The organism is Streptomyces griseomycini (assembly GCF_014203535.1).
Taxonomy (GTDB): domain Bacteria; phylum Actinomycetota; class Actinomycetes; order Streptomycetales; family Streptomycetaceae; genus Streptomyces; species Streptomyces griseomycini.
The window spans coordinates 418,465-431,688 of sequence record NZ_JACHJI010000005.1 but is presented as its reverse complement, the minus strand read 5'-3'; the positions used below and the strand labels follow the sequence as shown (position 1 = coordinate 431,688).

Genomic DNA, 13,224 nt, shown 5'->3' with positions numbered 1-13,224 from the left:
AACACGGGTGGTGCGGCTTCGGTCAGCGTGGTTGATGTCGTTCGGAGTGCTCGCTCGTGGACGACCGGGCTGCGGCGGGAGCGGCGCAGGCGGAGCCCGGCCGGCCGGTCGCCTTCATGATCCGGGCGACGCGCCTGTGGTTCACCACCTCGCCGTTCTCCCGGAGCCCGGCGGTGATACCGGGGACGTCGCAGGGCCCCTCCGAGGCCCGGTGGACCGTGCGCATCCGGGCAGCGGGCTTCACGTCGACGGCCCGGCGGGCCGCCCTCACGGCCGCTGCCCTGCACCAGTGGCAGCAGCTCGAGCGGGCGATGCCGAGGAGGGTGCACAGCCGCTTCACGCCGTGGCGGCGCCGGTGGCCGGCGACGAACTGTCAAGCGGTTCACCAGCGCGCCCCCTCCCCCGGCGGAATACCCGGTGCCCTTGCGCAGGATCCCGCGTTCCTCCGTCGGCCCGCGGACCTTCTTGCGCAGGGCGGCGTTCTCCGCCTCCAGCGGTGTGGGCCGCTCGGCGGGTGTCTGCGCGCGGCGCCCCCGGGGCCGGTCCGCTCCGGCCGCCCGGGCCCAGTCCCGCAGAGTCCCGGGGTTGACGCCCGGATCGGCGGCGACCTGCCCGACCACCGCCCCGGGCCGCGCCCCGTCCAGCACGACCGCGTCCGCCTTGCACTCCGGCGGACAGTGCTTCGTGCCCACGAGACGTCCGTCCCCGGGTCCCCGGGATCCGGGGTCTCGTGCGTCCAGGACCAGAGGCCAAGGCCCGTTCCCGGAAACAGGGGCGATGCCCCTTCCTCGCCGGTCCGACAACCGGACAGGAAGGTTCCCTCAATCGCGCGCCGGGGCGAGGAGGGCCGATGCCCCGTCGAGGATGCGGCGCAGCCGCAGCGCATCCGGTGCCACGGCGGTCACCAGCGCGGCGGGACCCGGGAGGGGCAGGACGGCGGCGTCCCCTCCCAGTTCCCTCGCGGTGACCGGCTTCTCCTCGAACTCGGGCCGCACGACCACGAGCTGACCGACCGCTCGCAGTCCGCCCAGCACGGCCGGGCCGTCCCAGCCGCCGGGCGCCCCGGGACCGCAGGCCAGTTGCTGGTCGAGGACGGTCCGCCCCGCGAGCCGTACGGTCAGACGGGTCGTGAGCCGTCCGGGTTCCTCCCCGGCCCGCCCCAGCACCTGCTCCTCGCGGAGCACGAGCCGGGCCCCGTGGTCGAGGTCGGCGTGCGTGGTGATCTGCAGCTCGCTTCCCCTGACGGAGATCAACTGCTCCGGCAGCCAGTGGAGTTCGCCTCCCCCGGCGACAGTCAGGCGTACGTCGTAGCGGGCCCCGGCCTCATGCTGGCCGGGCAGGGCCAGGGTCGCGGCGGCCGACCCGATCCGGAGACGGGCTCCCGGCCGGACGTCCGCCCGCACCGAGAGACGGTCCCCGCCGAGGGGGCCGCTCATGGCACCGACGAGCAGGACGTGCGCCTCGGTGCCGCTCCCCCGCGTCCGCCGGAGAGCCAGTGGCCCGTCGCCTTCGAGCACGGGCAGGCAGGTCCCGCCCCGGCCGTCGGCGCAGGCGCGGACGCGGGCGGCCGCCCGTACGCCGGCGGTGTTCACGCCGTCCACGCGGCGAGCCGCTCCCGCACCCAGGCGGCGACGTCCCGCACCCCGTCCTCGCCCCGCAGCGACTGGAACACCACCGGAAGGTGGGCCCGCTGGGCCCTGGCGTCGGCGGCCATGCGGGCGAGGTCGGAGCCGACGTGGGGGGCGAGGTCGGTCTTGTTGACGACCAGGAGGTCGGCGGTGGTCACGCCGGGCCCGCCCTTGCGCGGGATGTCGTCCCCGCCGGCCACGTCGATCACGAAGATCTGGGCGTCGACGAGCCCTTTGGAGAAGGTGGCGGTGAGATTGTCCCCGCCGGACTCGACGAGGATCAGGTCCAGCGGGCCGACCTCGTCCTCGAGGTCCTCCACCGCTTCGAGGTTCGCGGAGATGTCGTCCCGGATCGCGGTGTGCGGACAGGCCCCGGTCTCCACGGCGGTGATCCTCTCGGGCGGCAGGACCGCCTCGCGGAGCAGGAACTCGGCGTCCTCCCGGGTGTAGATGTCGTTGGTGACGACGGCCAGGGACACCTCGTCCCGCAGGATCCGGCAGAGGGCGGCGACGGTCGCGGTCTTCCCGGACCCCACGGGCCCGCCGAGCCCGATCCGCAGGGCCCGCCGCGCCCCGTCGGGCCGACGGGCACCGGCACTGACGGCGTCCGGCCCGCCGTGGGAGAGGGAATGACCGAGATGCATGCAACGCCTCCAGTAGTCAGCCCGTCCGGCGTGTGAGGACGAGGCAGGCCGATGAGAGTCCCGGGGGCCAGACCCCGGGGACGGACGGTAAAGGGCGGCGGGGCGCACCCGGCCCTCACGTGGCGAACAACCGCACGGCCCACCCCGCGTGCGCCTCCGCGCCGACCTCCAGCAACGGTGCGGACGCCGCGGGCAACGCGTCGACCCCCTCACCGACAGCACCCCGTGCCGCCCCGACCGCCCGCGATACCACCGCGTCCACCTCCGGCGCCAACCGCGCCAGCACCCCCGTCGCATCGAACGGGTCGAGCCCCAGCAACCGCACCGTCGCCGAAGCCGGGCCACTGACGCTCTCGTACGCCGCGCAGTACGCCGCGTCCGCGGGCCCCAGCCCGGCCGCCCGCGCCGTGACGCCCAGGACCACCGGTTGATGCGCGCCCTTGGGGAACCGCCCGGCGAGCGCGTCGAGTTCGCCCGACGGCCAGGCCACGCGCGCCGCCCTCAGCAGCTGCCGCCCCAGCCTGCGCGCGGCCGTCCGCAGCGCGGGCGAGGGCGTGCGCGCGTCGGCCGCCGCGTCCAGCTCCCCCGGATCGACGCCCAGCGCCGCGGCCGCCGCGACCGCCGCCGCCACCAGTCCCGTCGTGTGCAGCCGCCCCCGGCAGAAGTCCTCCAGGCTCGCGGCCCCCGTGACCCGTCCCGCACCGACGGCCGCCTCCGCCCCGCCGGAGTGCGCGTGCCCTCCGGCGGGAAACCGGCCGTCGGCCAGGACGAGGAGCGCTCCCCGGGACATCAGAAGAGGAAGTAGCGCTGGGCCATGGGCAGTTCCGCCGCCGGGGTTGCCTCGACCAGTTCCCCGTCGATGTGCACGGCGAAGCTGTCCGGGTCGATGCGCACGTCCGGCATGGCGTCGTTCTCCCTCATGTCCGCCTTGGTCACCCCGCGGGTGGAGTCGATGGTCACGAACCGCTTTCCCAGCCCCAGCCGTCCGGGCAGGCCGGCCTCGATCGCAGGTTCCGCCACGAAGTTGACCGAGTTGGCGGCGGGCGCCCGACCGACCGCCCCGTACATCGGGCGCGGCAGGACCGGCTGCGGGGTCGGGATGGAGGCGTTGGCGTCGCCCATCTGCGCGTAGGCGATCTGTCCGCCCTTGATGACGAGGTGGGGCTTCACCCCGAAGAACGCCGGTTCCCACAGCACGAGGTCGGCCAGTTTGCCACTCTCCACGGAGCCGATCTCGTCGGCCAGTCCCTGGGCGAGTGCGGGATTGATCGTGTACTTGGCGACATAGCGACGCACGCGGTGGTTGTCGGCGCGGCCGTCGCCCGGGAGGGCGCCACGCCGCCGCTTCATCACGTGGGCCGTCTGCCAGGTCCGCATGATCACCTCACCGACCCGTCCCATCGCCTGGGAGTCGGAGGAGATGATGGAGATGGCGCCCAGGTCGTGCAGCACGTCCTCGGCACCGATGGTGGACGGCCGGATGCGGGACTCGGCGAAGGCGAGGTCCTCCGGCACCGCCGGGTTCAGGTGGTGGCACACCATCAGCATGTCGAGGTGCTCCTCGACGGTGTTGACGGTGAACGGCCGGGTCGGGTTGGTGGAGCTGGGCAGGACGTGCGGTTCGGAGACCACGGTCATGATGTCCGGGGCGTGCCCGCCGCCGGCGCCCTCCGTGTGGTAGGCGTGGATGCCGCGCCCGGCGATCGCGGCGAGTGTGTCGCCCACGAATCCGGCCTCGTTGAGCGTGTCCGTGTGGATGGCGACCTGGACGCCGGTCCCCTCGGCGACGGTGAGCGCGGCGTCGATGACGGCCGGGGTGGATCCCCAGTCCTCGTGCAGCTTCAGCCCGACCGCGCCGCCCCTGATCTGCGAGAGCATCGCCTCCCGGGATACGGTGTTGCCCTTGCCGAGCAGGCCGATGTTGACCGGGTACGCCTCCAACGCCTCCAGCATCCGCGCCAGGTGCCAGGGACCGGGCGTGACGGTGGTCGCCTTGGAGCCCTCGGCCGGCCCGGTACCGCCGCCGACCAGGGTGGTGACGCCGGAGGCCAGCGCTTCGTCGGCGATCTGCGGGCAGATGAAGTGGACGTGCGCGTCGACGGCACCGGCGGTCAGGATCCGCCCGTTGCCGGCGATGATCTCGGTCTCGGGGCCGATGACCAGGTCCGGGTGGACGCCGTCCATGGTGTCGGGGTTGCCCGCCTTGCCGATGCCGGTGATGCGGCCGTCGCGGATGCCGATGTCCGCCTTGACCACGCCCCAGTGGTCGACGACGACGGCACCGGTGACGACCGTGTCCGGGGTTCCGGCCGCGCGGGTGGCGGTGGCCTGCCCCATGGACTCGCGGATGACCTTGCCGCCGCCGAACACGGCCTCGTTCCCGGCGAGCCCGGGACCGCCGGAGCGGTCCTCCTCGATCTCGATCAGCAGGTCGGTGTCGGCCAGCCGGACGCGGTCACCGGTCGTGGGGCCGAACAGGTCGGCGTGGGCGGCGCGGGAGAGCTCAGGCATCGAGGGCACCCCCGGTCCGTCCGCGCAGCCCGGGCACGACGCGGGCTCCGGCCAGCGGTACGAGTTCCACCTCGGCGGGGATGCCGGGTTCGAACCGTACGGCGGTGCCGGCGGGGATGTTCAGCCGCTTGCCGTGGGCGGCCGGGCGGTCGAACTCCAGGCCGGGGTTGGTCTCGGCGAAGTGGTAGTGGGAGCCGACCTGGACGGGCCGGTCGGCGGCATTGAGGACGGTCAGCCGGGTGACCTCGCGGCCCTCGTTGTAGACGATCGGGTCCTCGGCGAACAGGATCTCTCCGGGAGTCACGGCGGCCGCTCCCCGCTCAGACGATCGGGGCGTGGACGGTGACGAGCTTGGTGCCGTCCGGGAAGGTGGCCTCCACCTGCACGTCGTGGATCATCTCCGCGACGCCCTCCATGACGTCGTCCCGGGTGAGCAGCTGCCGCCCGGACGCCATGAGTTCGGCTACGGTGCGGCCGTCCCGGGCCCCCTCGAGGACGTGCGAGGTGATGAGGGCGACCGCCTCGGGGTGGTTCAGCCGCAGCCCTCGGGCACGGCGCTTGTCCGCCACGTCGGCCGCGACGTGGATCAGCAGCCTCTCCTGCTCGTGCGGGGTCAGTTGCACGGCGCCCACCTCAGTCCTCGCTCCGGGCCGTGCGGGCCCGGTGGCCTCGGCCACCGGGCATGTCTCCCGGTGGCGTGGTCCCGAAGGCTAGTCGGGCGGCGTTTCGACGACGTTAACCGTGCGGTGAGCCGGCGTCAGGTGTTCGGGAGGGCGGGTTGCACGGCCACCAGCGCCCGCAGCCCGCCACCCGGTGCCTGTTCGGAGAGCCCGCCGAAGGACGCCGTCACGTTGTCGGGCCGGCGCCTGTCCGACGGTGCGTCGGAGTGTGGTGGGTCGCGGCCCGCGCGGGTGTCGGGCCGCGGTGGGGGCGACCGGCAGCGCCGGTGACCTGATCCCGGATCGCGAAGCGGACCGTCACCTCGGCTCGGCGGCCGGAGGCGGTCATCAGGTGGCGGCGGGGCCGGAAGTGGGACGAGACACCGCTGAACGCGGACAGGGACCTTTGAGCGGCGCCCATCGAGCGGAAGCCCTTCATCGCCCGTTCACGCCGCCTCGCCGGTTGACGGCTGGTCTCCGCCCGGTCGTTCAGGCCCTCGTGCGAGCGGTGCTCCGCCAAGGGCACGACCTCGCGGTGGGCGGCGCCGCAGGAGCGGAGCTCGTCGGTGATGACCACCCCGGGCATCGCGTGCGTCCTCTTCCTCAGGTGGCGGAAGAAGCGCCCGGTCGCGGTGGTGGAGGGGCGGCGGCGGAAGGGCTGCGCATCGACGTCACCTCCGTCCGCCCGCAGCCGGTGACCACGGTGCCGGCGTCCCCGTTGGCCGGAGGACGCCTCCGTCGGCACGGGTGTTGCGGCCCGCCGGCCACCGTCCGTACCGGTTCCCGGGCTCGCCACGGCTCCTGGGGCACCGGCACCGTCTGACCGCTGTCCCGTCTCCACGGGACCCCGGGCCCCGCTGCGGGGCCCGGGGTCCCGTGCGCGGCGGCCCGGCGTTCCGGTGACTGCCGGCGGGCGGCTGCCGGCGGCGCGGGAGGGTGATCCGATCCTCCGCCAGGACAATGCCGGTCGCCGGGCCGTGGTGCACGGGGACGGACGGGCCCCGGTCGACGTCACCGGCCGTGGGCCACTGGGGCCGATCCACGCGTCGGTGGTCTCCGGCTCGATCCCGGCGAGCGGGCCGCCCAGGAGCCGGACGATCACAGCGGTACCTCCGTCCGGCGGGACCTTCCCGCCTCACCCCTTGGTGGGGCTCGGCGCCGGGAGGACAGCACCCGGGTGCCGGCGCCTTCCGTCCCGGCGCCCACGCCGTATCCGTCGGCCCGCCCCGGCGGACGGCAGGATCCGTGCTCGGACACGTCCTCGTCCGCCCGGCGGACCATACGCGTGCTCACTGGTCCGTGCGGATCTGCGCGTCCTGCCGTGCGGATGCGGGCGCGGGTGCGGCGGCCCGGGACGTGGGGGCGGTGGGTTCGGGCAGGGCGCGGAAGAGGAGCCAGCTCAGGACGGGCATGGCGATCAGGGGGGTGAGGGCTGTCCTCAGGGTGGTGGAGTCGGCCAGGTGTCCCAGCAGGGGGCTGACGAGGCCGCCGATGCTGACGGTGAGGCCGAGGGTGACGCCGCTGGCGGTGCCGATGCGGGAGGGCAGGTAGTCCTGGCCGAGGGTGACCTGGAGGGAGAAGGGGACGTACAGGCCGACGGAGGTGAGGGCCACGAAGAGGAACATGGCCGGGCCGGGTGTGTAGATCACTCCGGTGACGGCGGCGACCGAGAGCAGGTAGGACCAGCGGGAGACGCGGACGCGGTCGTAGCGGTTGGCCAGGGACCCGCCGAGCACCGAGCCGACGGCGCCGCCCAGGAACAGCAGGAACAGGGCGACGGTCCCCGCGGCGGTGCTGCCCTGCGTGCGCTGCTGGGCGTAGAGCGAGACGAAGGTGCTCAGGCCGGTGAAGACAATGGAGCGGAAGACGACCGCCAGGGACAGTTTCACGAACGAGGCCACGTCATCGGCGTCCCGCGGGGCCTCCGTTCCGGACGGACCGGCCTGGGGCCGGGCGAGCAGCCGCAGGACGGGCACGCACAGGGCGGCGCCGGCGAGCGCCGGGAGGACGAGTACGGGTGTCCAGTGCAGGGAGCCGTGTCCGATCGCGGCCGACACCACGAGCGGGGCGAGCGCGAAGCCGACGTTGCCGCCGAGGGAGAACCAGCCCATCGCGCTGTGGCTGCCTTCGCTGGCCAGCCGGGCCACGCGGGCGGACTCCGGGTGGTAGGCGGCCACCCCGATCCCGGAGACGGCGACGAAGAACAGGGTGAGCCCGTAGGAGCCGCTCAGGCCGCTCAGCGCGATGCCCGCACCGCCCAGCAGGGTGCTGACCGGCAGCAGCCACGGCATCGCCCACCGGTCGGTGAGCGCGCCGAACACCGGCTGGGCCACCGACGACAGCAGGGATGCGGCCAGCACGACGCCGGAGGCGACCGCGTAGGTGTAGTCCCGTTCGGCCACGAAGAACGGGATCAGCGCCGCGACGGCGCCCTGGTAGATGTCGACGCAGGCGTGCCCCACGGCCAGCAGGAAGATCGATGGATTCCTTCGCACCCCTCCCATGCTGGGAGAGCTGCCCGGTGTCGCGCTTTCGATAGATTGACAGGTGATGCAGGAAATCCGCCACACTCCCGTCGCGCCGACCCGGACCCAGCGCCTCGCGTCCGGCGGCGAGATCGACGCGCACCGCCACGACGGCCACCAGATCGCCTACGCCAGCAAGGGCACCATCGCGGTGACCACCGACGCCGGCTCCTGGGTCGCCCCCGCCACCCGCGCGATCTGGATCCCCGCCGGCACCGTCCACCAGCACCAGGCCCACGGCGAACTGGACCTCCACCTCGTCGGCCTGCCCGCCACCGAGAACCCCCTCGGCCTCGACGAACCCGCCGTCCTCGCCGTCAGCCCCCTCCTGCGCGAACTCATCGTCGCCTACACCCGCGACCCCGACAACGACAGCCCACCCCACCTGCGCCTGCGCGCCGTCATGCTCGACCAGCTCACCACCTCCCCCGAACAGCCCCTGCACCTGCCGACCCCCACCGACCCCCTGCTCCGGGAACTCCACGGCATCCTGCGCGCCGACCCGGCCGACAACCGCCCCCTCGACGTCCTCGGACGCCAGATCGGCGCCAGCGCCCGCACCCTCTCCCGCCGCCTCCGCGACGACCTCGGCCTCACCTACCCCCGGTGGCGCACCCAGATCAGGCTCCACCACGCCCTGGTCCTCCTCGCCGACGACACCCCCGTCACCACCGTCGCCCACCAGTGCGGCTGGTCCTCCGCCAGCACCTTCATCGAGGTCTTCCGCCGCACCTTCGGTCACACCCCCGGCACCCGTCCCACCGTCTGACGCAGGACCCGGCCCGTGGCCGAACTCGCCATGCTCGACCTGCTGGCCAGGGCCGTCCACGACCTCGATCAGGTGACGCGCGCTCCGGACTCGCCCTGGCGGTCGTGACCGCCGGGCCCCGGGCCGGGTGTCGGGTCCCCGACGACGGGGCCCGATCGGCCCCGGGCGGCAGCCGGCTCCGGCACTCGGCGGTGGGGTCGTTCCCAGGCAGTGGTTGACCGGTACCGGGGCGCAGGTCGGTGAACCTGCGACGTCGACGACTTCACCGCCGCCGTCGACGGACCCGGCAGCGGGCACCTGGGCTTCGTCCAGGTTCTCCCCGTGACGGGCGGCCGCGACCACGCGGGGCCGAACGACGCGGGTGGTACGGAAGACGAGCAGCCGGGATCCCGGCCTCGCACGACTGCCGCGCGCCCTGCCGCATCGCGGCCGATCACGGGGGTACCCGGGCCGGGTCCCAGGGGTGCCGGGCCGTGAAGGGGGTGTCGCGATGGGCGTGCACGACCGGGTCGCCGAGCTGCGCCGCGTCGCCCGGGAACGGTTCGGGTGGAGTGACCTGGCCGCCGAGCAGACGGAGGCGATGGAGGCACTGCTCGACGGCCGCGACGTGCTGGTCGTCATGCCCACCGGTTCCGGCAAGTCGGCGATCTATCAGGTGCCGACCGTCATGCTCGGTGGCCCCGCCGTCGTGGTGTCGCCGCTGGTCGCGCTGCAGCGCGACCAGGTCGCCGGCCTGCGGGAGAGCGCGGCACCGGACGCCGTGGCCGTGAACTCCGCACAGCCTCGGTCGGCCACCGAGAGGGGCTGGCGGGCGATCCGGGACGGTGACGCCGAGTACCTGTTCCTGTCCCCCGAACAGCTGGCCAAGGACAGTGTCGTGGAACAGCTGCGGGAGCTGGGCCCCTCGCTGTTCGTCGTCGACGAGGCCCACTGCGTCTCCTCCTGGGGACACGACTTCCGCCCCGACTACCTGAACCTGGGCGAGGCCGCCGAACGGCTGGGCCGTCCGCCGGTACTCGCTCTGACGGCGACGGCCGCGGCCCCGGTCAGGGCGGACATCGTCGAGCACCTGCACATGCGCGAGGCCCACGTCGTGACGACCGGGACCGACCGGCCCACCATCCATCTGGCGGTGCGCACCTTCACCGACGACCCCGCCAAACGCGAGGCCGTCACGCGCTGGACGGCGCGAGCGTGCGCACCGGGCATCCTCTACACCGCCACCCGCAAGGACGCCGAGGCGTACGCGGGGCGGCTTCGGCAGGACGGCGTGGACGCCGAGGCGTACCACGCGGGCATGAAGGCCGCTGACCGCCGCCGGATCCACGACGGCTTCATGGCCGGCGCTCCCGCCGTGGTGGTGGCCACCTCCGCATTCGGGATGGGCATCGACAAAGCGGACGTGCGGTTCGTCGCCCACGCGTCCGTCCCGGAGTCGCTGGACTCCTACTACCAGGAGATCGGGCGTGCCGGCCGGGACGGGGAGCCGGCTCGCGCCGTGCTGTTCTACCGCCCCGAGGACCTGGGACTGCAGAAGTTCCTCACGGCCCGGGCCCTGGACGCCGAAGCGCTGCGCCGGATCATGACCACGCTGCTCGGCCAGGACGGCCCGCAGAGCCGTAGCCGCACGGCCCAGCTGTGCGGCCTGTCGCGCCGGAAGACCAGTGATCTGCTGAACCTGCTGGAAGAGGCGGGAGCGGTGACCGTCGAGGGCAGGCACCGCGCGGTCCGGGCTCTGCCCAGCCGCACGGCGGACGAGGCCGTCGAAGGGGCGGCGCGGGTGTTCGAGCGGCGGCGCCGCGTCGACCGCTCGCGCATCGAGATGATGCGCGGCTACGCAGAGACGTCGACCTGCCGCCGCCAGTACCTTCTGGGTTACTTCGGCGAGCAGCTGGACACACCGTGCGGGCGGTGCGACGTGTGCGACCGCGAGGACGAGCACCCCGCCACCGGGGCCGGGCACCGGGACGCCGCTCCCCCGCCCGGGCACGGCGGACCCTATGAGCCGAACGACCGGGTGCGTCACGCGGAGTGGGGTGCGGGCACGGTGATGCGCACGGAGGAGGACCGCCTCGTCGTGCTGTTCGAGCAGGTCGGCTACAAGACGCTGTCCCTGGCGGCGGTACAGGAGGGCGATCTGCTGACCGGCGCCTGAGGTGCCCGGCGACCGGACCTGGCCGCGACCGGGCCGTGATCTGGCCGCGACCGGTCCGAGCAGCAGGTGGAAACATCACAGGCGGTGTGCCGCGCCGCGCCGGGGTACCCGCCACCGGACCCTGTCGGCAGCCGACGGGGCGGCCCGTCGTCCCGCGGCGCCCGCCCGGCGCGGCCGTCGCGATGCGCCGCGAACGACGTTGAACCGACCCGGTGCGGCGCTGAGTGCCGAGGGCACCGCGAGCAGGCCGTCGGCACCGGCACGCATCTCCTGATCGGGAGGCATCATGTCCGTGTGGTCACGGGTCCGCGAACGCCTGGGAGGTCGCACGACCGAGCCCTCCGCAGAGGCCCGTTCGGGTCGGTCGGAGGACACGGGCGGTAAGCCGGACCCCGAGGCGGCGGACCTGCACAGCACGACGGGGACGACGCCCGACGACGTCTTCGTGGGCCGGGTCGCGGGCGACGACCCCGGCTACCTGGAGACGGGCGCCGACAAGCGCGCCGAACCGGACACCGGGGAGGGCGACGGGACCACGACATCGACGTAGGGAGGGCACCGCCCGGCACCGGTGACGCCCACCGGGCGCCCCGGCGGGCGCTGTCGGGTTGCGTGACTGCCTGTCGGCGTGTCAGGGACCGGTGGGCGCGCGGTCCGGGCGGGTGTCCAGGCTGTGGTGGGCCGGCCGGTGGCGGGTCCGGAAGGTGAGGGGAGGTGCCGCTGGACGCGCACAGGAACCGCTGGGCCCCACCGACGGGGCGGGAACCCTTCGTCACGCGTTCACGCTGCCGCGTGGCCCGGTGGCTGTTCTCGGCCCGGTTGTCCGGAGCCGTGTGCGAGCGGTGCTGGCGGAGGGCATGGCCTCACGGCGGACGGCGCTGCAGGAGCGGAGCCTGTCGGTGACGACGGTCCTCGGCGGTGAACGCGTTCTCGTGAGCGGACGGCGGAGGAAGCGCCGGACGGCATCCTCGTCCCGCCGGCTCTGCACGAGGATGCCCAGGACGTCGCCGTCCTGGGCGACGGCTCGCCACAGGTCCTTCCGCTCGCCGCTGACCTTGGTGGAGACCTCGTCCGGACACCGTCCGTCACCGAGCCGGGGCCGACGGCGGTGCGGTCCGTTCGCGTGGGCCTGCCCGGGCTTCCCACACCATCGCCGCACCGTCTCACGCGGGACGGCCGCACCACGCTGGGGCATCAGCTCCTCGGCCTCGCGGAAGCCGGGCGGGAACCGGAAGGACGGCCACACGCAGTGGGAGATCACCTCGACCGGTACCGGTGACCTCTGTCAGACGGCACCGCGTTCCCCGCGGACGATCTCCTCCACCATGATCAACCCGAAGAGCGTCCCACCCGGCCGGTCAACGTGACAACGCCCGTCTGGCTGCTCCCGGCGGTGCTGACGTCCTTCCTGACCACCGAGCTGCCGGCGCGGTGCTTCCCCCCTCACGCCGCCCGCGAACGCGCTGCGGGCGGCGTGAAGGGGCCGCCGGGCCTCAGGTGGCGGCTCGCGGGACCACGTTGATGTTGAAGGTGTGGGAACCCAGGCCGCCGGCGATGCCCATGAAGAGCAGGGCGAAGTGCTCCTGCCCGCGCGCGGTGGTGATACCGCCGATGTCGAGCTGCGCGGACGGGGGCCGGCCGAGGTCGGTGAGCAGGCGTCCGGTGGTCCGTTTGGCCTCCGCGTCGTCGCCGGAGAGGAAGACCGTGGACGGGCCCGCGAGACCTCCCGGGTCGACCATCGCGGTGGAGTCCATGGTGCACAGTGCAGTCTGATGTTGGTGTGCTGGGAGACCTCACGCAGCACCTCGACCGCGGTGGCCCGCAGGATGCGGTGGGCGGCGAGGAGGACACCGGGGAAATCCGTGCTTGACCTCAACCATGGTTGAGGGGCGAGGGTCGGGTCATGACCACTCACGACTCGACGGTTCTCCTCTTCCGGAACACGATGCGCATCATCGACGGTCACCTGGACGGCTTCCGCGACGTGATCACCAGGGCGGTGAGGTTCGCGGAGCAGCACGGGCCGCAGCTGATGGTGGAGACCTTCGTGGACGAGGAGCGGATGCTCGCCCACAGCTTCCAGCTCTACCAGGACTCCGACGCGGTCCGCGTCCACTGGAAGCTGGCGGACCCGTACATCCGAGAGGTGATGGAGCACTGCCGGGTGGAGCGATTCGAGGTGTTCGGTGAACCGGACGCCGATGTGGCGGCGGGCGTGCGTTCGGCGCTCAGCGAGCAGTGTGAGCTGACGTTCAACCCGCGCGTCGCCGGCTTCGTCCGTCTCGCCACCGGGCTCCGCGCCCGGGCCGTGTCCGACGGGTCCTGAATCACCT

The 13,224-nt window shown here is 73.6% G+C and carries 12 protein-coding genes and 4 pseudogenes; 4 read left to right on the top strand and 12 right to left on the bottom strand.

The window, feature by feature from the left end:
* Window positions 1-22 precede the first annotated feature (22 nt).
* From FHS37_RS41075 to FHS37_RS16470, 10 genes and pseudogenes are all read right to left on the bottom strand, one after another.
* Window positions 23-226, bottom strand: coding sequence for an IS3 family transposase (locus tag FHS37_RS41075; RefSeq protein WP_184821808.1), 204 nt, complete (start codon window positions 224-226; stop codon window positions 23-25).
* A gap of 244 nt (window positions 227-470) precedes the next feature.
* Window positions 471-692: pseudogene (locus FHS37_RS41070) on the bottom strand (transposase); the annotation flags it as partial.
* 129 nt (window positions 693-821) lie between these two features.
* Window positions 822-1,601 carry an urease accessory protein UreD gene (locus tag FHS37_RS16505; RefSeq protein WP_184821806.1) on the bottom strand — a complete coding sequence of 260 codons (780 nt, stop codon included), beginning with the start codon at window positions 1,599-1,601 and terminating at the stop codon, window positions 822-824.
* Window positions 1,589-2,272: an urease accessory protein UreG gene (gene ureG / locus FHS37_RS16500; RefSeq protein WP_184821804.1), complete on the bottom strand. Its 684-nt coding sequence runs from the start codon at window positions 2,270-2,272 to the stop codon at window positions 1,589-1,591. Before ureG ends, FHS37_RS16505 begins: the two co-directional genes overlap by 13 nt.
* Window positions 2,273-2,387: 115 nt before the next feature.
* Window positions 2,388-3,062 carry an urease accessory protein UreF gene (locus FHS37_RS16495; protein ID WP_184821802.1) on the bottom strand — a complete coding sequence of 225 codons (675 nt, stop codon included), beginning with the start codon at window positions 3,060-3,062 and terminating at the stop codon, window positions 2,388-2,390.
* Window positions 3,062-4,783 (bottom strand): urease subunit alpha, encoded by a 1,722-nt coding sequence (locus FHS37_RS16490; RefSeq protein ID WP_184821800.1) that lies wholly within the window; start codon window positions 4,781-4,783, stop codon window positions 3,062-3,064. The genes FHS37_RS16495 and FHS37_RS16490 overlap by 1 nt, the downstream gene beginning before the upstream one ends.
* Window positions 4,776-5,087: an urease subunit beta gene (locus FHS37_RS16485; RefSeq protein WP_184821797.1), complete on the bottom strand. Its 312-nt coding sequence runs from the start codon at window positions 5,085-5,087 to the stop codon at window positions 4,776-4,778. Before FHS37_RS16485 ends, FHS37_RS16490 begins: the two co-directional genes overlap by 8 nt.
* Before the next feature lie 16 nt (window positions 5,088-5,103).
* Window positions 5,104-5,406, bottom strand: coding sequence for an urease subunit gamma (locus FHS37_RS16480; RefSeq protein ID WP_184821790.1), 303 nt, complete (start codon window positions 5,404-5,406; stop codon window positions 5,104-5,106).
* A gap of 420 nt (window positions 5,407-5,826) precedes the next feature.
* Window positions 5,827-6,064: pseudogene (locus FHS37_RS41065) on the bottom strand (DDE-type integrase/transposase/recombinase); the annotation flags it as partial.
* A 667-nt stretch (window positions 6,065-6,731) separates the two neighbouring features.
* Entirely contained in the window at window positions 6,732-7,937 is a 1,206-nt protein-coding gene (locus FHS37_RS16470) for an MFS transporter (RefSeq protein WP_184821788.1), read from the bottom strand.
* Between the two features lie 55 nt (window positions 7,938-7,992).
* Between FHS37_RS16470 and FHS37_RS16465 the strand changes: the two genes are divergently transcribed.
* The 3 genes from FHS37_RS16465 to FHS37_RS16455 all read left to right on the top strand — a co-directional run bounded on the left by FHS37_RS16465 (window position 7,993) and on the right by FHS37_RS16455 (window position 11,441).
* Window positions 7,993-8,736 (top strand): AraC family transcriptional regulator, encoded by a 744-nt coding sequence (locus FHS37_RS16465; protein WP_184821786.1) that lies wholly within the window; start codon window positions 7,993-7,995, stop codon window positions 8,734-8,736.
* 490 nt (window positions 8,737-9,226) lie between these two features.
* A complete protein-coding gene (locus FHS37_RS16460) occupies window positions 9,227-10,891 on the top strand; it encodes a RecQ family ATP-dependent DNA helicase (protein ID WP_184821784.1) in 1,665 nt (554 codons plus the stop codon).
* A gap of 286 nt (window positions 10,892-11,177) precedes the next feature.
* A complete protein-coding gene (locus FHS37_RS16455) occupies window positions 11,178-11,441 on the top strand; it encodes a hypothetical protein (RefSeq protein ID WP_184821782.1) in 264 nt (87 codons plus the stop codon).
* A 154-nt stretch (window positions 11,442-11,595) separates the two neighbouring features.
* Here the strand turns inward: FHS37_RS16455 and FHS37_RS16450 are convergent.
* Window positions 11,596-12,187, bottom strand: a pseudogene (locus FHS37_RS16450) (IS6 family transposase); the annotation flags it as partial.
* Window positions 12,188-12,384: 197 nt separating this feature from the next.
* Window positions 12,385-12,654, bottom strand: a pseudogene (locus FHS37_RS16445) (NAD(P)-binding domain-containing protein); the annotation flags it as partial.
* Window positions 12,655-12,794: 140 nt separating this feature from the next.
* Between FHS37_RS16445 and FHS37_RS16440 the strand changes: the two are divergent.
* The gene (locus FHS37_RS16440; RefSeq protein ID WP_184821778.1) at window positions 12,795-13,217 is read left to right on the top strand and encodes a TopoII/MutL transducer domain-containing protein; all 423 of its coding nucleotides are present in this window, start codon (window positions 12,795-12,797) and stop codon (window positions 13,215-13,217) included.
* Window positions 13,218-13,224: the final 7 nt, after the last annotated feature.

Bases quoted from the DNA above. Each gene is read 5' to 3' on its own strand.
- FHS37_RS16440 (WP_184821778.1), top strand. From the start codon at position 12,795: ATGACCACTCACGACTCGACGGTTCTCCTCTTCCGGAACACGATGCGC.
- FHS37_RS16460 (WP_184821784.1), top strand. From the start codon at position 9,227: ATGGGCGTGCACGACCGGGTCGCCGAGCTGCGCCGCGTCGCCCGGGAA.
- FHS37_RS16465 (WP_184821786.1), top strand. From the start codon at position 7,993: ATGCAGGAAATCCGCCACACTCCCGTCGCGCCGACCCGGACCCAGCGC.
- FHS37_RS16495 (WP_184821802.1), bottom strand. From the start codon at position 3,062: ATGTCCCGGGGAGCGCTCCTCGTCCTGGCCGACGGCCGGTTTCCCGCC.
- FHS37_RS16455 (WP_184821782.1), top strand. From the start codon at position 11,178: ATGTCCGTGTGGTCACGGGTCCGCGAACGCCTGGGAGGTCGCACGACC.
- FHS37_RS41075 (WP_184821808.1), bottom strand. From the start codon at position 226: ATGCGCACGGTCCACCGGGCCTCGGAGGGGCCCTGCGACGTCCCCGGT.
- FHS37_RS16490 (WP_184821800.1), bottom strand. From the start codon at position 4,783: ATGCCTGAGCTCTCCCGCGCCGCCCACGCCGACCTGTTCGGCCCCACG.
- ureG (WP_184821804.1), bottom strand. From the start codon at position 2,272: ATGCATCTCGGTCATTCCCTCTCCCACGGCGGGCCGGACGCCGTCAGT.